This is a genomic window from Rhizobium sp. P1_C7, from assembly GCF_056406295.1.
On the sequence record NZ_JBFUAL010000020.1, the window covers coordinates 1 to 19,279 of the forward strand.

18 protein-coding genes and 1 pseudogene are annotated in these 19,279 nt (G+C 59.8%); 12 read left to right on the forward strand and 7 right to left on the reverse strand.

What is annotated here, in order from left to right:
* On the reverse strand, positions 1–779 hold a 779-nt coding region (locus AC1D2R_RS24660; RefSeq protein WP_477971428.1), incomplete at its 3' end, for a molybdopterin-dependent oxidoreductase.
* Positions 780–987: 208 nt separating this feature from the next.
* Positions 988–1,659, reverse strand: coding sequence for a DUF938 domain-containing protein (locus AC1D2R_RS24665; RefSeq protein WP_477971430.1), 672 nt, complete (start codon positions 1,657–1,659; stop codon positions 988–990).
* A 147-nt stretch (positions 1,660–1,806) separates the two neighbouring features.
* On the opposite strand from AC1D2R_RS24665, the pseudogene AC1D2R_RS24670 reads away from it, so the two are divergent.
* Positions 1,807–2,434: pseudogene (locus AC1D2R_RS24670) on the forward strand (tyrosine-type recombinase/integrase).
* 348 nt (positions 2,435–2,782) lie between these two features.
* On the opposite strand, the gene AC1D2R_RS24675 reads toward AC1D2R_RS24670, so the two are convergent.
* From AC1D2R_RS24675 to AC1D2R_RS24690, 4 genes are all read right to left on the reverse strand, one after another.
* Positions 2,783–3,367 (reverse strand): dihydrofolate reductase family protein, encoded by a 585-nt coding sequence (locus tag AC1D2R_RS24675; protein WP_477971432.1) that lies wholly within the window; start codon positions 3,365–3,367, stop codon positions 2,783–2,785.
* Between the two features lie 110 nt (positions 3,368–3,477).
* Positions 3,478–4,530: an RNA polymerase subunit sigma-70 gene (locus tag AC1D2R_RS24680; protein ID WP_477971434.1), complete on the reverse strand. Its 1,053-nt coding sequence runs from the start codon at positions 4,528–4,530 to the stop codon at positions 3,478–3,480.
* Positions 4,531–4,787: 257 nt separating this feature from the next.
* Positions 4,788–5,702, reverse strand: coding sequence for a proline iminopeptidase-family hydrolase (locus AC1D2R_RS24685; protein ID WP_477971436.1), 915 nt, complete (start codon positions 5,700–5,702; stop codon positions 4,788–4,790).
* A gap of 53 nt (positions 5,703–5,755) precedes the next feature.
* Entirely contained in the window at positions 5,756–6,538 is a 783-nt protein-coding gene (locus tag AC1D2R_RS24690; RefSeq protein ID WP_477971438.1) for a LuxR family transcriptional regulator, read from the reverse strand.
* A 125-nt stretch (positions 6,539–6,663) separates the two neighbouring features.
* Here AC1D2R_RS24690 and AC1D2R_RS24695 point away from each other — a divergent pair, with 125 nt between their 5' ends.
* From AC1D2R_RS24695 to AC1D2R_RS24720, 6 genes are all read left to right on the forward strand, one after another.
* Positions 6,664–7,554, forward strand: coding sequence for a proline iminopeptidase-family hydrolase (locus AC1D2R_RS24695; protein WP_477971440.1), 891 nt, complete (start codon positions 6,664–6,666; stop codon positions 7,552–7,554).
* A gap of 51 nt (positions 7,555–7,605) precedes the next feature.
* Positions 7,606–8,544 (forward strand): ABC transporter permease, encoded by a 939-nt coding sequence (locus AC1D2R_RS24700; RefSeq protein ID WP_477971442.1) that lies wholly within the window; start codon positions 7,606–7,608, stop codon positions 8,542–8,544.
* Positions 8,541–9,389, forward strand: coding sequence for an ABC transporter permease (locus AC1D2R_RS24705; RefSeq protein WP_477971444.1), 849 nt, complete (start codon positions 8,541–8,543; stop codon positions 9,387–9,389). The genes AC1D2R_RS24700 and AC1D2R_RS24705 overlap by 4 nt, the downstream gene beginning before the upstream one ends.
* On the forward strand, positions 9,386–11,083 hold the full coding sequence (locus AC1D2R_RS24710) for a dipeptide ABC transporter ATP-binding protein (protein ID WP_477971445.1): 1,698 nt from the start codon (positions 9,386–9,388) through the stop codon (positions 11,081–11,083). Before AC1D2R_RS24705 ends, AC1D2R_RS24710 begins: the two co-directional genes overlap by 4 nt.
* 19 nt (positions 11,084–11,102) lie before the next feature.
* The gene (locus AC1D2R_RS24715) at positions 11,103–12,617 is read left to right on the forward strand and encodes an ABC transporter substrate-binding protein (RefSeq protein ID WP_477971447.1); all 1,515 of its coding nucleotides are present in this window, start codon (positions 11,103–11,105) and stop codon (positions 12,615–12,617) included.
* A 151-nt stretch (positions 12,618–12,768) separates the two neighbouring features.
* Positions 12,769–13,146, forward strand: a complete 378-nt coding sequence (locus AC1D2R_RS24720) for a hypothetical protein (protein ID WP_477971449.1) — start codon at positions 12,769–12,771, stop codon at positions 13,144–13,146.
* 160 nt (positions 13,147–13,306) lie between these two features.
* On the opposite strand, the gene AC1D2R_RS24725 is transcribed toward AC1D2R_RS24720, so the two are convergent.
* Complete coding sequence (locus tag AC1D2R_RS24725) at positions 13,307–14,104, reverse strand: GntR family transcriptional regulator (RefSeq protein WP_477971637.1); 798 nt, start codon at positions 14,102–14,104, stop codon at positions 13,307–13,309.
* A 158-nt stretch (positions 14,105–14,262) separates the two neighbouring features.
* On the opposite strand from AC1D2R_RS24725, the gene AC1D2R_RS24730 reads away from it, so the two are divergent.
* The 5 genes from AC1D2R_RS24730 to AC1D2R_RS24750 all read left to right on the forward strand — a co-directional run bounded on the left by AC1D2R_RS24730 (position 14,263) and on the right by AC1D2R_RS24750 (position 19,032).
* Entirely contained in the window at positions 14,263–15,519 is a 1,257-nt protein-coding gene (locus tag AC1D2R_RS24730; RefSeq protein WP_477971451.1) for an ABC transporter substrate-binding protein, read from the forward strand.
* 114 nt (positions 15,520–15,633) lie between these two features.
* The gene (locus AC1D2R_RS24735; RefSeq protein ID WP_477971453.1) at positions 15,634–16,749 is read left to right on the forward strand and encodes an ABC transporter ATP-binding protein; all 1,116 of its coding nucleotides are present in this window, start codon (positions 15,634–15,636) and stop codon (positions 16,747–16,749) included.
* Positions 16,746–17,636 (forward strand): carbohydrate ABC transporter permease, encoded by an 891-nt coding sequence (locus AC1D2R_RS24740; protein WP_477971455.1) that lies wholly within the window; start codon positions 16,746–16,748, stop codon positions 17,634–17,636. Before AC1D2R_RS24735 ends, AC1D2R_RS24740 begins: the two co-directional genes overlap by 4 nt.
* A 3-nt stretch (positions 17,637–17,639) precedes the next feature.
* The gene (locus AC1D2R_RS24745) at positions 17,640–18,518 is read left to right on the forward strand and encodes a carbohydrate ABC transporter permease (protein WP_477971457.1); all 879 of its coding nucleotides are present in this window, start codon (positions 17,640–17,642) and stop codon (positions 18,516–18,518) included.
* A 19-nt stretch (positions 18,519–18,537) separates the two neighbouring features.
* Entirely contained in the window at positions 18,538–19,032 is a 495-nt protein-coding gene (locus AC1D2R_RS24750) for a GNAT family N-acetyltransferase (RefSeq protein WP_477971459.1), read from the forward strand.
* Positions 19,033–19,279 lie beyond the last annotated feature (247 nt).

Here is a 19,279-nt window from a genome sequence, read left to right on the forward strand (position 1 = left end):
ATGATGAGACGCGCCCCCTGCACGGGACGCGCGATCTGCGCTTTGACCTCCATCTCCGCGAGCGGGACAAGCCGGGGTTCCCCGAGGCTGCGCTCCCAACGGAAATAGTCGCGCGCCTGCCAGTAGCCAAGGAACGGTTGTTCCACGACCGTGATATGCGTGATCCACTTGACCCAAGCCATGCCGAACCAGCCACCCACGACCGCGCGTAGCGGGTAGCCGTGATCGCGCGTCAACGGCTCCTCGTTCATCGAATAGGCAAGGATCGTGCTGTCAGCGATGGCCTTCTCAAGCGGTAAACTGCGCGCAAAAGCGATGGGGCCGGGAGAAGCCGTTTTCCTGTTCGTGTCGACGACGCCGCTGTCTGCGCCTACGAGCAGAACCTCACGTGCGGTGCGCTTGACGCCCGCCATGTCTAAAATCTCTCGCWGARRAACACCTGTCCACGCAGCATTGCCGACGGCTCCGTTCTGCCACTGCAACCCCTCCTTCGSTGGCACATAGTAGACGCGGCCGTTYCCTGCRCACTCGACGACGGCRGTGAAAGTCGTGCTCCGCATCGCCTTGATGCTGTCGAGGTCAAGTTCGATCGGCCGCTCCACCGCCCCGCCAACGCGCAATCTCCAGTCTCGCGCATCGAGGTCCGGCGAGGGGAAATGGTTTCGCACGAAGAACAGCTCGGTTGGGATCAGCCAATCGGAGAGCGACGCAAACGGAAACTCGGTGTTCTGTGGGGATTTCTGTCGAACTATTAGACTGCGCTGCTCTGGTGTCGGCATAGTCCTCGTCTCCCCTTCCAAGAGCACGACGTTGGCACTCGGTCGCTCGAATTCCGGCTCATCACACCGCCCCTCGCAGTGCGTCTGTCGCGTTCCGCCTTCGGCCGCATTCTAGCACATACCGCACGTTCCTCGGATCGACCTCGAACGGCAGCAAAGGGCCCGAATGCTGCTATAGGCCCACGTCTCTTTCGCGCCCGCTTGTCGTTCAGGCACTACCGCTGGAGAAGACCAGCAACATATTGTTGGTAGGCATCTCGATCGTCTCGCGGAGATTAAGTCCAGCGGCCGCACCCACTTGTTCAAGATCAGCGATATCACGCACACCCCAGGATGGGTTGCGCTCCTTTAGAGCCGCGTCGAAAGCAGCGTTCGAGGGGGCGTTGTGTGCACCGTCGCGCATGAATGGGCCGTAGAGAAGAAGAAGCCCACCAGCGTGAAGCAGACGGCCAGCTCCTGCGAACAATCCCAAGCTTGCCGCCCATGGCGCGATATGAATCATATTGATCGACACGATGGCGTCAAATGCCCCCTTTTGTTCGACGCCCCATTGTCCTGAGCACACATCAATATCCCGCGGTGCCAGCGCATTCTTCAGCCCTGCGAATTTGATCCAGCCAGACGTGCTGGTGCGGGCGTCGGCATCCGGATCGCTCGGCTGCCAGGTGAGGTTGGGCATTGCTCCCGCAAAGCACACGGCGTGCTCTCCGGTCCCGCATCCAATCTCCAGCACGGCGCCATGTGTTGGAAGGATACGTTTTAGGACCGCGAGGATCGGCGCCGAATTTCGCGCAACGGAAGGTGAGAACATGCGCTGGTCGGCGCTTATGTCGCGCTGTTCCAGCGCAACAGGCGAAGGGTCCTTCTTCTCTGGGGGCATTGGCCTTGAATCCCCTTTGGGCGATGTCTCCCACCTTATAGCTGAAATGATGGGACTGAAACCAAGGATTTCGGACTTACGAAGGGGGTCGTCGGCGCATGCGTTCGGCCGAGGGCGACCGAACGTCCACTTCGCGTCAGATCACGTATTGCACAATATGATCCTGCCGCATTGGGCCGACCAGCATGGAACGCCGGCAGGAAGGTCGGTGTCAAGAAACCCCTAAAACAGCGCCAGATTCGGGCGATCCGCTTCCTCTTAGACCGGGAGGGGGCGCATGAGAGATCGCGCGCTGTTTGATCTCGCAATCGACAGTAAGCTCCGAGGCTGCGATCTTGTTAAGATCAAAATCGGAACCCTGGTCACAGGTCAGGAAATTCGAACCCGTGCCATGGTCGTCCAGCAAAGGACCGGCGTCCGGTACAGTTCGAGATCACGAGCGAAGTCAGGGCAAGCCTGCTTGCTTGGCTTGAACGGAGAGGCGGAACAATTGACGACTACGCCTTTCCCACTCGAGTCGATCATGCCGATCATCTCAGCACTCGCCAGTATGCCCGATTGGTCGATGAGTGGGTGACTGCAATCGGGCTAAGACGCGAAGACCATGGCACACACTCGCTTCGACGCAAGAAAGGCCGCGATGATCTACAAAGCGACGGGCAATCTTCGTGCAATCCAGATCCTGCTCGGGCACACCAAGATCGAGAACACAGTCAGGTACCTTGGTGTGGACATCGAGGATGCGCTAGAACTAGCGGAGCATACAGAGATTTGAGCGAGTGCAGCCCCGCACCCAGCGGGGCCGCAGCTACTGGGCAAAATGTTTCCGGGTTTAGCAGCTAGGTCGAGCGGCTATGCGCCTCACATGCCGGCCATAGCGTCGGGCTTTGCCGTTGCTGAGAGCGGACACGCAGTGCGGGATCAGTTGGCCGTGGTTGCGCCCCATTTGGTCGTAAAGGCAAACCTCTCCTGCGCCCGGAACACTCCTCGCAAGACAGGCCATGGTGGTGTTGCGCCGCAATTGCGGTCGGTAGCGCCAAACGATCGAATTCGCAGAAAGCACCTCGGCCTATTTGAATCGGCGTCCGCAAACAACCGCAATGCGAGGTGATCCAGCAACGCGTCAGTGCGCCCGACAGTCGTAGTGCAAGGCTGCTATATCTGAGCCTGCGAGTTGGCGCTGGCCCAGCAGCTTGAACGGTGCACTCAGGCCAGGCTCGAATGTACGCACGCCCCCACCCAACACGACATTGCCCACCAGAAGGTGAAACTCGTCGACAAAGCCATGCGCAAGCAAGTCATTGAAAAGAACGCGGCTGCCAAAGATCAGCAGGTCGTCACCGGCCTGACCCTTAAGTTCAGCGATCCGCGTATGCACGCGTGTCCTGCTCACCACCTCGGTGCCGGCCCAAGGAGACGTTTTCGCCAGAACCAGCGTGTCGCTGGCGACGAGCTTGCGTGCAGCGTCGACACGCTCGGCGATCTCGCGTTGCACCGGGTCGTTGGTCGGACTGTGATCGACATTCGGCCAATAGGCCTCGAACATGGGGAACGTGACGGCACCGAAGAGCAGCGTGCCGGCGCTGCGCAAGAGTTCAAGGTTGTGGGCGTCAAACGCCTGCCCCATTGGCAGCGTATCAAGCCGGCCATCCGGGCCGGCGCAGTAGTTGTCGAGGGAACTCAGAATACTGACGACGAGCTTGGCCATCGCAAATGTCCTTCTGCTGAACGAATGGATGCAGTCCCGAACCTTCCGGGCCTGTCTTCCCCTTAGAGACACGGCGATGCGGAAACTCATCGCTCTGCGGCGAAAAATCCCTAGTGAAACTCGTCGAGCATTCCGAACCGGCGGCAGACTGCAGGGTCAAGAAAGCTGTCGATGGCGGCAATGTGGCCGTCGTACACGCTCAGCAGCACGACGCCACCCGGCCGGAATCGGTCGTCACCAGCTTTCTTCAGATAGCAGGCGAATCCGGGCTGGCCGTTGCCGCGTAAAGAGTGGAGCCGCCAGGGAGTCTCGAACACGCGTTCTTCGAAGAATTTTCCGACAAACTCGCGGCCACTGAACCATGCAGGCAGCGGCGGCATCGTGAAGCGGACATCGTCGGCTAGTAGGTTCACCATTGCCGTGACGTCGCGACTTTCCCAAGCGGATACGAAGGCTTGCAGCAGGAGTTCGAACCCCCGCGCATCAACTTGCAGCAACTCGCTAGACTGCACGGTTGCGGGTGTCTTCGCCCTCACCCTTTGTCGAGAGCGCTGCAACGCACTGTTGACCGAGGCCACGGTGGTTCCAAGGATATCGGCGGTTTCGGTGGCCGAGTACCCAAGCACCTCGCGTAGCAGGAGGACGGCGCGCTGCGTGCCGGGCAGGTGCTGTAACATGGCAACGAATGCAAGTCCTATGTATTCGCGACGCAACAGTATCGCTGCTGGATCATCGTTGGCCGCACCGCCGTACAGCAGTTCGCTATCCGGCATTGGTTCCAGCCACACGGGCCCCTGCACCGGCTCGCCCAGTTCAGCTGTGGATCTAAGCGGCGGGGCGAGATCGCCTGAAGCTAGACGCCGAGGGCGTCTCGAAATCATGCGCAGGCAAATGCGGGTGGCGATGCTGTTGAGCCACGTGCCGAGCGAACTGCGTGCCTCGAAAGACCCTAGGCCACGCCATGCACCGAGCAGTGTCTCCTGCAGAGCATCGTCGGCATCAAAGGGCGAGCCGAGCATGCGATAGCAATGCGTGTGTAGCGGCTTGCGATAGGGCTTCATGAGCTGGTCGAATGCCGATGTGTCACCAGCTCTTGCTTGATGCAGCCACTTGCTTTCAGTTGGATCGGCAGGTTTCTTTAGTCGCACCGTGTGTTGTGACATGTCGAAAACCGTGAGTTGGGCTCGCTATGGCCAGAATGTCCGCTCTCTGAAGGGTACCTTAATCTGGACGTTCGCTTCCGAGAAGGCACGTATCTCACCGCTGCCGGCTTCCCCGACCGGCACATGACGTCCGCTTGTCGCTATTTGCACGCCAGGAGCCGCCACCGCGGGCTTTTTGCGTTGATGATAAGGACGCTGGCGCAAAGCCTGACACAGCAAAAAGTCCGTCCATATCATCCGTAAACGCTCTCCGCGCCTCAATCGAAGCGCGAGAGGAAACTAGACGCCTTCTCCAGGCAGAGCGCCTTTTCTTCGACATGCGGCATATGGCTCGATTCGTCGAATAGCACCCATTCGCATCCTTTGACCCTATCGACATAGGGCCTGACAACGAGCGGTGTGGCTTCGTCGTATTTGCCTGAAATCAGAAGCGTAGGAACTTCTATCAGATGCAGGCGGTCTTCGATCGTCCAGTCCTTCATCGTTCCGATGACGTGGAATTCGGTCGGGCCGTTCATGTTTCGGTAGACCGTATTGTCCTCCTCCATAATGGAGAAGGTGCGCGCCACTTCCGGCGGCCATGGCGTGACGCGGCAGACATGGCGGTCATAGAAGACGCGCGACGCCGCGATGTAAGCGGGATCGGCGATTGTGCCGGCACTCTCATGCTTTAGAAGCGTGTCCTGCACCTCCTGTGGAAGCTCTTCGCGCAGACGGTTTGCTTCGGCAACCCAAGTGTGCATGTTGGCCGGCGAATTGGCAATCACGAGCGCCTGCAGCCCCTTCGGCTGGCGGACGGCGTGCTCGGCGCCGAGCATTCCGCCCCAGGATTGGCCTAGGAAGGCGTAGCGTTCTTGAATGCCCAGGTGGTTCAATAGGGCGTCCAATTCTTCAAGGAAAAGCGCAGGGGTCCAGAACTCGGGCCCTTTTTCCGGCAGGCGAGTGGAATTGCCGTTGCCGAGCTGGTCGTAGTGAATGACCGGTCGTCCGTCGATCTCGGTGATGCCCTTGAAGCTGTCTACGTAGTCATGCGTACAGCCGGGACCGCCATGGGCGACGACAAGAGGCAGCTTGCCACTTTCGAGCGACCCGGTGACGCGATACCAGGTTCGGTATTCGCGAAAGGGCAGGAAGGCTTCCTTCGACGCAATTGCGTTCACGTGCTTCTCCATGTCGTGGCGATCGATGGAAAAGCATAGCGTGGCGGAAATGGGCGCGGCAGCTATCACAAGTTATAGGATGGACGGTCCTCGAGCAGCCGGTAATGGGTGGCGCGCACGACCGCTTGGGTGCGGTTCTTGGCGCCGAGTTTCTTGGTCGCAGCGTTGAGGTGCATGACGACGGTGGGGACGGAGCGGTCGATGACCCGGGAGATTTCCTTGGCCGAAAGGCCCTCGGCGGAATAGCGCAGGCACTCTCGTTCCCGCTCCGTCAGCCTTGCCTTGCCCGTGCTGAACGTCTTCGTATCGAAGAGCGAGTAGGCCGCTTCGTGGAAGACGTGCGCGAGGAGGTTGAAGTCGGCGATGTAGCGCAGCGCGTGCCTCTCGAATTCCTGGTCGCCGCCAAAGCGCACGCCGGTTACGGTTGCATAGTCTCCACGCGGCATGTGCACGGGCACGGTAACGCCCGTCGACATGTCTCGCTCGCTCAGATAGCGCGCGACAGGGGCTGTGTCCTCTGTCATGAACCGGCGGATCAGCGTGTCCGCATTCGCGTCATAGTTCCAGAAGAATGGCGTGGATGTCCTTAGCGCCACCTGCTGGACCGGGTCGATGCGGAAATAACCGCGATTGAACCAGTAATCGTGCATGTCGTCGGAAATGTTGCGGAGCTTCAGGAGCGACGGGATCATGATTTCGCCGTCGAGATCGTAGGGCACCGGCGTATAATCGTAGATCAGCGCCTCGAAGCCGATGGTCTTCATCGCCTCAAAAATCTGGTCGATGCGACCGTCCAGCGTTTTGTGATCTGTGAACTGCCGTCTGATCGTGCCGATCTCGTCAATCATTGCCTGCTCCAGAAGCCCGTGAGCACCAATCCTATCACTTCTTATAGCTAGTGCTCGACAGGTTTTGAGGTAAAAATTAGCCGTGCCCAAATATTAAGCAAGCAGTTTCTTCGTCGGAGTGGCCAATGTGGCGTGAGATCGAGCCCGATGCTCGACATGAGATCGATGTCGATGGCCACAAGGTGGTCGCATACAGTTTCGGGGATGGTGCGGAGACGGTTTTCTGCCTCAATGGCGGGCCGGGACTGCCTTGCGACTATCTGCGCGAGGCGCACTCCTGTCTGGTCGACAGGGGGTACCGCGTCGTTGCTTTCGACCAGCTCGGGACCGGCTCCTCGGACCGTCCGACCGATTCATCGCTCTGGACGATCGGTCGCTATGTCGAGGAGACCGAGACGGTGCGCAAGGCGCTCGGGCTCGGCAAGGTGCACATGCTCGGCCATTCCTGGGGTGGTTGGCTGGCGATCGATTACTCGCTCACCTATCCTGGAAACCTGCGGACGCTGATCCTCGAAGATACCGTTGCGGACATGCCGCATCTGATCTCGGAACTTGAGCGATTGCGAGGAGCGCTTGGACCTGAAACGGTTTCGATGATGCAGAAACATGAGGCACAGGGCACTTACGACCATCCCGAATATCTGGCGGCCGTCACCATTCTGAACTATCGCCATGTGTGCCGCCTTCCGGAATGGCCGGCGCCGGTGCAGCGGTCGCTGGGCGACTGGAACATGGGGCCTTACGGCACCATGCAAGGACCGAACGAATTTCTCTATATCGGCAACCTGAAGGACTGGAACCGCCGCTCGGATCTGCCGTCCATGACGGTCCCGACGTTGATCACCTGCGGTGAGCACGACGAATTGACGCCGGCCTGCGCGCTGAAGATGAAACTCGCGATCCCGAACGCCGAGTTGAAGGTGTTCGCCAATGCGAGCCACATGCCATTCTACGAAAATCCGGCGGACTATTATCCTGCACTTCTCGATTTCTTGGCACGCAACGGGCCGAACTGATGCATAAGCTTGTAGAGGACAGCATCGGACGACGGAGGCACCGGGATCGCCATGCATCGCTATAGCTTCGTTTTCAGAAGGCCTTTCCAGTTCTTGCCGGTCATTGCCGGTATCAGCATCATCACCTTCGTGCTGGTGAGGCTAATCCCCGGCGATCCGGCGCGCGTGCTGCTCGGTACACGCGCCACGCCGACGGCGATCGCCAATATCCGCGCCCAATATGGTCTCGACGAACCGATCTGGCTGCAGTACCTCTATTTCCTCAGAAACCTCGCCAACGGCGAGATGGGAAAGTCGATCCTCTACAAGATCGATGTTCTCAAGCTGATCGCGACGCGCATCGAGCCGACGATCGCACTCGTCATTTCGAGCATCGTGCTGTCGGTCGCGATCGCCGTGCCGATGGCGGCGATTGCTGCGCGCAATGCGGGGAGGGCGCCGGATCATGCCGTGCGCATCATCTCCACTTTCGGCATCGGATTTCCGCCCTTTTGGCTCGGCCTGATGCTGATCATCCTGTTCAGCGTCAAGCTCGACCTGCTGCCGGTCTCCGGCTACGGATCGACGATCGGCGACAAGCTCTCCCATCTCATTCTTCCAAGCCTCACCATCGCATTGTCGCTATCGACCGTGCTGACGCGCAGCCTCAGGACCGCAATGATCGAGGCTCTGAAATCGGATGTGGCTCGGGCAGCCCGCGCTCGCGGCATGCCCGAACGCATCGTGTTCTGGCGTCATGTGGTGCCGAACTCGCTGGTTCCGACCATCAACCTGCTCGCCGTCAACACCGGCTGGCTGATCGGCGGAACCGTCGTCATCGAGAGTGTCTTTGCGCTGCCCGGCATGGGACAGTTGCTGGTGCGCGCCATATTCTCGCGCGACTACATGGTGGTGCAGGGCGTCGCCATGGTCTTTGCCTGTGCAACAGTGCTCGTCAACTTCCTCGCCGACATCGCCACCGTCGCTGCCGATCCGCGGGTGAGGCTATGAGTACGACGGCCGTCTCATTCCCTACGGGCTGGAGAACGTTCCTGGGCAGGCGCACCATGCTGGCCGTCGGCGCCTCGATTTTGCTGTTCTTCATTCTCGTGGCGATCGCAGCACCGCTGATTGCGCCCTACGATCCGGTCCTTCAGGACGGCAATGCGCGTCTTCAATTGCCGTCTCTCCTGCATCCCCTCGGTACCGACAATTTCGGTCGCGATATTCTCTCCCGTATCATCTGGGGTGCGCGGATCGACCTGCAGATCGCGGTGATCGGCGTCGCTTTTCCGTTCCTGATCGGCACGGTCGTCGGTACCGTCGCGGGCTTCTTCGGCGGCATCGTCGATGCGATCTTCATGCGGATCGTCGATATCATCCTTGCCTTTCCCTTTCTCGTGCTCATGCTATCGATCATCACCATCCTCGGACCCGGTCTTGGCAGCTTCTACATTGCCATGGCTCTGGTCGGTTGGGTCTCTTATGCACGGTTGATCCGAGCGCAGATCCTTGTTCTGAAAAATAGCGACTACGCCGTGGCAGCGGTCAGCCTCGGCTTCGGGCGTATGCGGATCATGTTTCGCCATCTGCTGCCGAACGCCATCGCCGGATCGATCGTGTTTTCGATGTCCGATGCCGTGCTCGTCCTGCTCAGCGGCGCCGCTGTCAGCTATCTTGGGCTCGGCGTCCAGCCGCCGGTTGCCGAATGGGGCGTCATGGTCGCGGAGGGCCAGAGCTTCATCACCACAGCCTGGTGGATCACGTTGTTTCCCGGCCTTTCCATCGTCTTCCTCGCATTTGGTTTCAGCATTTTCGGTGATGCGCTCGGCGAGTTGCTTGGAGTGCACGAATGAGCGTCTCCGTCCTTTCTGTCCGCGGTCTCACGGTCAAGGCGCATCTTGATGATGAAACGCGCACGCTGCTCGATGCCGTATCGCTCGATCTCGCAAAGGGTGAGATACTCGGGCTGGTCGGCGAAAGCGGTTCCGGCAAGAGCCTGTTCTGCTGCTCGCTGATCCGTTTGCTTCCATCCTCGCGGTTGAGGATCGAAGACGGCTCAATCCTCCTCGAAGGGCGAGACCTGACCGCCATCAGCGATGCGGAGATGCTCGGCATCCGCGGTAGCGAAATCGGCATGATCTTCCAAAACCCGACGAGCCATCTCGATCCGGTGATGCGGATAGGCGATCAGATTGCCGAGGGCATCCGCTACCATCAGGGCCTTGACGGGAGGGCCGCGCGTTCCGCAGCGATCGAGATCCTGTCGCAAGTCGGCTTTCCCGACCCGCTTCGCCAATATGACAGCTATCCGCACGAGTTTTCCGGTGGCATGCGCCAGCGCGCCATGATCGGTGTGGCGCTATCCTGCAATCCGAAAATCCTGATCGCCGACGAGCCGACGACCGCGCTGGACGTGACCATCCAGGCGCAGATCCTGCAGTTGCTGATCGAACTTCGCGACAAGCGCGGCCTGTCGATCATTCTTATCACCCACGATCTCGGCATCGTAGCGCAAACCTGCGACCGGATAGCGGTCATGCGCAACGGCAGGCTTCTGGAACACGGTCCGAAACGGCAGATCCTGGCGCATCCGCAGAACCCCTACACGATCCAGCTCATTCACAGCCATCCATCGATGCCGGATGGCTCGCCTGTAGCAAGCGGCGCACTGCCGACGACGGCGGCGGTGAAGCCGATCCTGCAGATTGACGACCTGTATGTGCGCTTCCCGATCGGCGGCAGTCTGTTCAAGGGCAGTGCGGCAAAGACCGTCAGTGCCGTTTCCGGCATTAGCCTGCAGATCATGCCGGGTGAGACGGTCGGTATTGTCGGGGAATCGGGCAGCGGCAAGAGCACGCTCGCCCGCGCGATACTGGGTCTGACGCCGATCTCCTCCGGTCACATCAGTTTCGAGGGTGCCGATCTCGCCGTGCGCAAAGGCGCGAGTCTGGCGACGCTCAGGCGCGAGGCGGCCATGGTCTTCCAGGATCCGTTCAACGCCTTGAACCCACGGATGACCATCGGCCAGACCATTAGCGAGGTGCTTGCGGTGCAGGGCAAGCTATCCAAGGCGGACATCCCCGCGCGGGTCGATGAATTGCTCGATCTCGTTGGGCTTGAGCGCGAGTTCGCAAAGCGAAGGCCGCGCTCTATGAGCGGCGGCCAGTGCCAGCGTGCCGGGATTGCCCGCGCACTCGCCGTAGATCCAAAGCTGATCATCGCCGACGAATGCGTCGCCGCGCTGGATGTGACAATTCAAGCGCAGATTATCGACCTTTTCCGCGAACTGGCAGCGAAGATGAACCTGACATTGCTGTTCATCGCCCACGACCTCGCCATCGTCCGTAACCTCTGCGCGCGCACCGTCGTCATGTTTCGCGGCGAGGTCGTCGAGGACGGTCCGTCCGAGGAGGTCTTCACGCGTCCGAAGCACGCTTACACCGCTCAGCTGGTGGCCGCGATCCCGGACATCAACCCGGATAGGCCGCTGTTTGGCGATGCTCCAACTGGCTCTGACAACATTCTATCCATCAAGCGCATGCCATAATAACGAAGGGAACGACATCATGAACAGGAAGTGGAAATCCATCGGACTGGCGGCCTTCGCCGCCGCTCTCAGTCTCAGCGCCAGCTTCGCCGAAGCTGCCGGCGTGTTGAGCATCGGCCGCCGCGAGGACTCGACCACGTTCGATCCGATCAAGTCGGCTCAGAACGTCGACAACTGGGTGTTCTCGAACGTTTTCGACGTACTCATCCGCGTCGACAAGACCGGCACCAAGCTAGAGCCGGGTTTGGCCGAGAGCTGGACCGTCTCGGACGACGGACTGACTTACACATTCAAGATCCGCGATGCGAAATTCTCCGACGGTTCGCCGATCACGGCCGAGGACGCAGCTTTCAGCCTCCTGCGTATCCGCGACAACAAAGCCTCGCTGTGGAGCGACAGCTACAAGATCGTCGAGACCGCTGAGGCGACCGATGCGAAGACGCTCACTGTCAAGCTGAAGACGCCCTCCGCGCCGTTCCTTTCAACGCTGGCACTTCCAAACGTTTCGGTGCTGTCGAAGAAGGCTGTCGAGGCTGGTGAGGACGCCTTTGCCGAACTGCCGACCGCATCGTCGGGTGCGTTTACCGTCAAGGAATGGCGACGTGGCGACCGAGTCATTCTCGAAAGGAACCCGAACTTTTGGCAGGCGGACCGCGTGAAGCTCGACGGCGTCGAGTGGATCTCGGTGCCTGATGACAATACCCGTATGCTGAACGTGCAGGCCGGACAGCTCGACACTGCGATTTTCGTGCCCTTCTCGCGCGTTGAGGAGCTGAAGAAGGATGCAAGTCTCAACGTACTGATCGACACGTCGACACGTGAGGACCACTTGTTGATCAACCACGAACACGGTGCGCTCGCCAAGAAGGAGGTGCGTCAAGCACTCGACATGGCGATCGACAAGAAGGCGATCGTCGATACCGTTACCTTCGGCATCGGAACCGTGGCCAACTCCTATATCCCGAAGGGGTCGCTCTATCACTATGACGACAACTACCAGTATCCCTATGATCCGGAAAAGGCCAAGGCGATGCTGGCCGAGGCGGGCGCGTCCGACCTAGCGCTGAACTATGTGGTGAATGCCGGCAACGAAGTCGACGAGCAGATTGCCGTTCTTCTGCAGCAGCAGCTTTCCAAGGCTGGCGTTACCGTCAACCTGCAGAAGGTAGACCCGAGCCAGAGCTGGGACATGCTCGTTTCTGGGGATTACGACATTTCGGTCATGTACTGGACTAACGACATCCTGGACCCCGACCAGAAGACGACCTTCGTGCTCGGTCACGACACCAACATGAACTACATGACCCGTTACAAGAGCGACAAGGTGAAGGACCTGGTGGCCGCAGCCCGCCTGGAACTCGATCCGAAGAAGCGCGAGGCCATGTATGTCGAAATCCAGAAGACGGCCAAAGACGATGTCCACTGGATCGATCTCTATTACAGCCCGTACATCAACGTCTCGCGCAAGAACGTCGAGAACTTCTACCAGAACCCGCTCGGCCGCTTCTTCCTCGAAGACACGGTGAAGAACTGATGCAGCAGCAGCCAGGCGCCTTGGCGCCTGGCTGGATCACCGGGGTGGGCGGCTAGGCAGACCGTTTCGGCCTCCACAAATGTCGCTGGGCAGCTTCGCCCCATGACGCCCCGCGGATGAGCGGGATTTAGCGTCATGGGGGTTTCGTATTTTGGGCTATGATAACGACGCCCTGAAAATCGGTATCCTTTACTCCACGACCGGCCCCTATGTGATCGTCGGCGGCAGAGGCCAAAACACGCTAACGGGCGGTGCGGGCAACGACACTCTCACTGGTGGAGCGGCGGCGGACTTCTTCGTTTATTCGCCAAATTGGGCGCACGATACAATCACAAACTTCGTGGCAACCGGCTCGGCGCACGACACGATCAGGATCGATCAGACCGTCTTTGCCGATTGGGCGGCGCTTCTTGCCGCATCCAACCAGTCTGGCGGTGATACGCTCATTACAGCCGATGCGAACAACACGATCACGCTGCAGAACATGCTCCTATCAAGCCTTCAGTCGGCGGATTTCCAGTTTGCGTGATCTTGGCTCCAATTTTCCTGAACGAAAATCCCGAGGAAAACAGGGGTGGTGAACGGTTGAGGGGCGAGCCGGCAAGGCGCTGCAGGTCGCGTTCGCTCATCGTTACTTGTCTCGGTGTCACCAAGCGCCGAGTCTTCATTCGTTGCGGCGTGAAGCGGCATCAGTACTGTGTGAAATCACCAGTCTCCGACTGCAGCAGAGTGAGTGGGTAGCGCGTCGGGTGATGCACGAGAGCCGTCATGTTGACCGGCCGGGTTCTGTCGTCGAAGGCGATCTGGTCGACGGTCAGCACGGCTGCCGGCGGCGGCAGTTGCAGTAGCCGGGCTTCATCGTCGCCTGCGAGCCGCGCACTCAGTGTCGTCTGTCCGCGCTTGGGAAAAATCCGGTAGCGTTCGCGCAACTCCTCATAAAGAGAGCGGTTTGCAACACCCCAATCGAGGTCGAGCAGGCCCGGCACGCGTGCAGCAGGGATCCAGTCGGTCTGTATGACCGCCGGTATGTTATCGAGCAAGCGCAGCCTCGACAGCACCACGACCTCGGCGCCGGGCGCCAGAAACAGTGGACGACTGATCTCGAGCGGTGCGCGCACCAGACCGGCTTCGATCAGCTGGTGGCCGGGATTGCGACCATTGGCCAGCGCAATGCTGGTAAAGCTCTTGAGCACCTGAAGTTCAAAGCCGCCGCCGCGCTCCGTGACGTAGAGCCCTTTGCCCGGCTGGCTATGCACAACGCCCTGCTGGATCAGTTCCCGGATCGCGTGGCGTATGGTGATACGGCTGACCGCGTAGAGCTCAACGAGTTCGCGCTCGGAGGGGAGCTTGCCCCGCGGTGGCAGTCTGCCATCTCCGATCGCCGCCAGCAACGCCTCATATACCTGCTTGTGCAGCGGACGCGGGTCGCCACGATCGACCACGCCTTGTGTCGCAATCAATGCGTCTTCGGTCTCAAGCGTCTTCAAATTCCATTTTCCTTTGGCCGGCACCTCGGCGCTGCCATCTTCCGCGCAATTCTCTGAAAAGTCCATGTTGACATAACTGGTCATAACCAGTCCTATTGTCGCAAGGAGCCGAAGAGTTCCGACGATGCCAAGCTCTATAACAATCAAGGGAACTATTCATGTTTAACAAGAGCCTTGCCGCCCTAGCGTTCTCCGCCGCCCTCTGGAGCGGAACGGCCCACGCAGAGACGATTTCCGTCTTCTGCGCACCGACGGAGTTCGAACTCTGCACCAACGTCGCCAATGCCTGGAAGGAGAAGACAGGTAACGAAGCGAAGATCAACAAGATGCCCGCGCTGCTGGATGACGCCATCCCGATCTATCAGCAGCTGCTTGCGGCCAAGTCGACCGATATCGATGTCCTGTTCCTCGACGTCATCTGGCTCGGCATGTTCAAGAATGGCCTGCTCGACCTGAAAACGGTGATCCCGCAGGCGGACCAGGACAAGCATTTCGCCTCCACGCTCAACGCCGCCAAGCTCGACGAACACCTGATCGCGATGCCAGCCTATATGGACGTCGGGCTGATGTTCTACCGCAAGGATCTTCTGGAGAAGTACGGCAAACAGCCGCCGAAGACCTGGGATGAACTGGCCGCGACCGCAAAGGAAATCCAGGACAAGGAACGCACCGCCGGCAATGGCGAGATGTGGGGCTATGCCTGGCAGGCAAAGAGCTATGAAGGCCTCACATGCGATGCGATCGAGCTGGTTGCCTCGAACGGTGGCGGCACTATCATTTCCGACGACGGCAAGGTGACGATCGATAATCCCAAGGCCGCCGAGGCAATCGAGAAGGCCAAGGGCTGGATCGGCTCGATCAGCCCCGAGGGAACGCTGAACTACGACGAGGAAGCATCGCGCGCCGTCTTTGAATCCGGCAATGCCGTCTTCCACCGCAACTGGCCTTATGTCTGGGGCACGTCGCACAAGGAAGGCAGCGCGATCGTCGACAAGGTGGGCGTGATGCCGCTGCCCGTCGGCATGGAAGGCCAGAAGTCGAGCGGTTGCCTCGGCCCGATGTACTATGGCGTCTCGAAGTACAGTGCCAAGCCTGATGTGGCGGCCGACTTCGTGAACTTCATCACCGGTCCCGACATGCAGAAGAAGCGGGCGCTTCAGGACGCAGTCAACCCGTCGATCCCGGATCTCTACAGTGATCCTGACGTGCTAGCGAAGATCCCCTTCCTCAAGGACAACCAGCAGGCCTTTGCCGATAGCGCCGTGCGTCCTTCCGGCTACACTGGCACCAGTTACAACCGCGTGTCGCAGGCCTTCTACCGCTCGGTTCACGACATGCTGTCCGGTGGCGGCGATATCAAGTCGGGCCTGACGTCATTGGCGGGACGGCTGGAAAAACTCAAGGAAAGTCGTTGATCCTGGCCTGAATGCACATGGGCAGGTCCCGTCGTGGTCCTGCCCTTTTTGCGCACGCCGCCAATCGCCGCCGGCATGGGGCGAGCCTTTCATTGTGATAAGTCCGGGTGATAAATGGCATCGGTTTCTCTTGAATCCGTCTCGAAGAATTTTGGTACTCACACCGTCATTCAAGGCGTCGACCTGCAGATCAACGACGGCGAATTCGTCGTCTTCGTCGGCCCGTCCGGCTGCGGCAAGTCGACACTTCTGCGCATCGTCGCCGGCCTGGTGGCGGCCTCGAAGGGGGCCGTGACGATCGGCGGAGAAGACGTGACCGACGTTCCGGCGTCAAAGAGAGGCGTTGCGTTCGTCTTTCAGTCCTATGCGCTCTATCCGCACATGAGCGTGGCTCGAAACATCGGCTTTGCCCTGGAAACCCTTGGCATGGCCAAGGATGCGATCAGCCAGAAGGTTTCGACTGTCGCGCGCATGCTCAAGGTCGATCACCTCATGGATCGCCGGCCACGCGAACTGTCCGGTGGCCAGCGGCAGCGTGTGGCGATCGGCCGGGCGCTGGTTCGCCAGCCGGAGATATTCCTGTTCGACGAGCCGCTGTCCAACCTTGATTCCGACTTGAGGATGGAAATGCGCATGGAGATCGCCAAGCTCCATGACGACTTGAAGACGACGATGATCTATGTGACGCATGATCAGTCGGAGGCGATGACGCTCGCGGACCGGATTGTCGTTCTCAACCATGGTCGCATCGAGCAGGTCGGGACACCGCAGCAACTCTACCACACACCGGACAATCGATTTGTAGCAGGCTTCATAGGCAGCCCGCGGATGAATTTCCTGGCCGTGTCACCACAAACGGGAGCAAATGCCGGGAGGATTGCCGGGCCCGGAAATCTGTCCCTCGCGATGGTCGCCAGCAACCCCGCGGGACCGATCGCCGAGATCGGCGTCCGCCCGGAGGGTCTGCGCCTGGTGGCGGAAGCCGATGGTCGCATCGCCTGTACGCTGGAGCGTGTCGAGGACCTGGGACACGAACATTTCGGCTATTGCCGGATCACCGACGACACCGTCTGGGTCATCCGGCTGCCGAGCGCCCCTTCGCCGGACCAGATCGGCGGGCCCGTCGGGCTGGACTTCGCAGATTCGGCCATCTTCGCCTTTGCAGCCGATGGCAAGCGTGTGCTGCTCAGCAGATCGTCGAGAGGGCCTGCGGAGGTCCGTGAACCATGAGCGCCAAACTCGCCCGCCGCGATCACCGGGCCGCGTGGCACTTTCTTCTGCCTGTCATAGCGGTCATCCTTCTGGTCGCGGTCTGGCCGCTGAGCCGGACCTTCTTCTTTTCGTTCACCGACGCCTATCTCGATGATCCCTCAGTCTATTCCATGGTCGGCTTCGATAATTTCATGGAAGTCATTAACGATCACAGCTGGTGGGTCGCGGTTAAAAACACGCTGGTTTTCACGGGGATCTCGGTCGCCATCGAGACGGCGCTCGGCCTGGCGATCGCGCTGCTCCTCAACGAAGCGATTCCGGGTCGCGGTCTGGCGCGCGCAGCCATTCTGGTGCCGTGGGCAATTCCTGTCGTTGTTGCCACCAAGATCTGGGAATGGATGCTCAACGACCAGTTCGGCGTCATCAACAAGATCCTTTCAGGGCTCGGTCTGGTCGAACACGGGATCGCCTGGACCGCCAGCAGTTCGCTGATCATGGGCGTAGTGATCTTCATCGATGTGTGGATGACGACACCCTTCATGGTGCTTCTGATCCTCGCCGGCCTGCAGCTGATCTCGCCGGAGATCTTCGAAGCAGCCGAGGTGGACGGCATTCCGGCGTGGAAGCGCTTCTGGTCGATCACCCTGCCGATGCTGCGGCCGGCCATCGGCGTCGCCGTTCTCTTCCGTGTGCTCGACGCGCTCAGGATGTTCGACCTAGCCTACGTGCTGGCAGCCAGCAACGAAAACGTCATGACAGTGTCGATCTACGCACGCGACAGACTAATCAGCTTCCAGGAACTCGGGATCGGCTCTGCGGCATCGACCTGGGTCTTCCTGCTCGTCGCACTCGTTGCGATCATCATCATCGGGGTCCTTCGCCTCGACAAGGCTGCGGGGACCTGACCAATGGCAAATGCAATCGCTCAAAGTTCGATACGCAAGCCTGCGTCCTTCTACAGGATGAAGCGACGCGTTATTCGCGGACTGCAGATTTTCGCGCTGCTTCTGGTGCTCGTCTACACGCTGTTTCCGTACTACTGGGCGTTCGTCTCCTCCACAAAACAAGGGGCGGCGCTCTATCGCTCGGCACTGCTTCCGGCGCTGGATTTCACCTACTACCGGCAGCTGATCGACAATCCCGTTTTCATGATCTCGCTTCTGAATTCCGCCTATGTCGCGGTCTCGACCACCTTGCTGTCGCTGATTATCGGTCTGTCAGCCGCTTATGCACTCGGCCGGATCGAGTTTCCGCAGCGCCGGGCCGTGCTGATGATCGTCCTGATGATCTCGATCTTCCCGCAGGTCGTGGTTCTGTCGGGCATGTTCGAGCTGATCAACTGGCTGGGGCTGTTCAACCGCCCGAGCGCCCTGATCCTCACCTATCTCCTGTCGACCGTGCCGTTCACGACCTGGATCCTGACCACCTTCATCCGCGAGTTTCCGCGCGAACTGGAAGAGGCTGCGATCATCGACGGCTGCTCGCATTTCCGTATTCTCATGAAGATCCTCCTGCCGCTGATGGGGCCATCGCTTGCGAGCACCGGCATTCTCGCCTTCATTCTGGCCTGGAACGAGTTCCTGTTCGCACTGACCTTCACCCTCACCGACGAAAACCGCACCGTGCCGGTGGCGATCGGCCTGATTGCCGGCACCAGTCGCTACGAATACCCCTTCGGGCAGATCATGGCGGCCTCCGTCACCGTAACCTTACCCCTTATCGCCGTGGTGCTTCTCTTCCAGAGGCGGATCGTGGCCGGCCTCACGGCGGGCGCGGTCAAGGGCTGAAAGATAAAAGGACAAGAGCATGGACATGCTTGTGAAACTCTACGAGTTGAAGCGCGACCCGGCACTGGACGGCCGCATGGTAAGCCAGGGCGTCGTCATCCGGCGCGTGCTGGCGCCGGAACTGCCGGCGCTGACATCGTGGATCGAGCCGCGTTTCGGGGCGGGCTGGGCGGCGGAAGCGACCGTCGCGACGATGCGCCAGCCGACCACCTGCTTTATCGCGATAAAGGAGGAGCAACTGATCGGCTTTGCCTGCCATGAGGCAACCGCGAAGGGTTTCTTTGGCCCGACGGGCGTCGATCAGGCTGCGCGCGGCAAGGGTGTCGGCCATGCTCTGCTATTGGAAGCGCTGCTGGACATGCAGGCTCAAGGCTACGCCTATGGCGTGATCGGCGGGGCAGGGCCGGTGGAGTTCTATCGCCGAAGCGTTGGCGCCATCCCGATCGAAGGGTCTGTTCCCGGTATCTATCGCGGCATGCTGCCGCTGGCGCAGCCGAGTGAGGTGTCAGACTGAGGTGCCAGAGCAATCAGCAGCCAGACGAATGCGAGGCAGGCCGTTCAGATCCCTTCAAGAGCACCAATGGCAAGTCTCCGTGCAATCGTGCCCCCGCAACCAATTAATTTACGAAGCAAAAACAGAATTTTGAAGCCCGAGCGATGTTCGCCGCCCCCTTAGACGCTCATCCCAATTTTTGTGGCGAGTCGTCACGGTGTCTTCACGAAAAATATCTGTATTGATTTGTTCGAATGCTGCGGATCAG

Bases quoted from the DNA above. Each gene is read 5' to 3' on its own strand.
- AC1D2R_RS24665 (WP_477971430.1), bottom strand. From the start codon at position 1,659: ATGCCCCCAGAGAAGAAGGACCCTTCGCCTGTTGCGCTGGAACAGCGC.
- AC1D2R_RS24675 (WP_477971432.1), bottom strand. From the start codon at position 3,367: ATGGCCAAGCTCGTCGTCAGTATTCTGAGTTCCCTCGACAACTACTGC.
- AC1D2R_RS24680 (WP_477971434.1), bottom strand. From the start codon at position 4,530: ATGTCACAACACACGGTGCGACTAAAGAAACCTGCCGATCCAACTGAA.
- AC1D2R_RS24685 (WP_477971436.1), bottom strand. From the start codon at position 5,702: ATGGAGAAGCACGTGAACGCAATTGCGTCGAAGGAAGCCTTCCTGCCC.
- AC1D2R_RS24690 (WP_477971438.1), bottom strand. From the start codon at position 6,538: ATGATTGACGAGATCGGCACGATCAGACGGCAGTTCACAGATCACAAA.
- AC1D2R_RS24695 (WP_477971440.1), top strand. From the start codon at position 6,664: ATGTGGCGTGAGATCGAGCCCGATGCTCGACATGAGATCGATGTCGAT.
- AC1D2R_RS24700 (WP_477971442.1), top strand. From the start codon at position 7,606: ATGCATCGCTATAGCTTCGTTTTCAGAAGGCCTTTCCAGTTCTTGCCG.
- AC1D2R_RS24705 (WP_477971444.1), top strand. From the start codon at position 8,541: ATGAGTACGACGGCCGTCTCATTCCCTACGGGCTGGAGAACGTTCCTG.
- AC1D2R_RS24710 (WP_477971445.1), top strand. From the start codon at position 9,386: ATGAGCGTCTCCGTCCTTTCTGTCCGCGGTCTCACGGTCAAGGCGCAT.
- AC1D2R_RS24715 (WP_477971447.1), top strand. From the start codon at position 11,103: ATGAACAGGAAGTGGAAATCCATCGGACTGGCGGCCTTCGCCGCCGCT.
- AC1D2R_RS24730 (WP_477971451.1), top strand. From the start codon at position 14,263: ATGTTTAACAAGAGCCTTGCCGCCCTAGCGTTCTCCGCCGCCCTCTGG.
- AC1D2R_RS24735 (WP_477971453.1), top strand. From the start codon at position 15,634: ATGGCATCGGTTTCTCTTGAATCCGTCTCGAAGAATTTTGGTACTCAC.
- AC1D2R_RS24740 (WP_477971455.1), top strand. From the start codon at position 16,746: ATGAGCGCCAAACTCGCCCGCCGCGATCACCGGGCCGCGTGGCACTTT.
- AC1D2R_RS24745 (WP_477971457.1), top strand. From the start codon at position 17,640: ATGGCAAATGCAATCGCTCAAAGTTCGATACGCAAGCCTGCGTCCTTC.
- AC1D2R_RS24750 (WP_477971459.1), top strand. From the start codon at position 18,538: ATGGACATGCTTGTGAAACTCTACGAGTTGAAGCGCGACCCGGCACTG.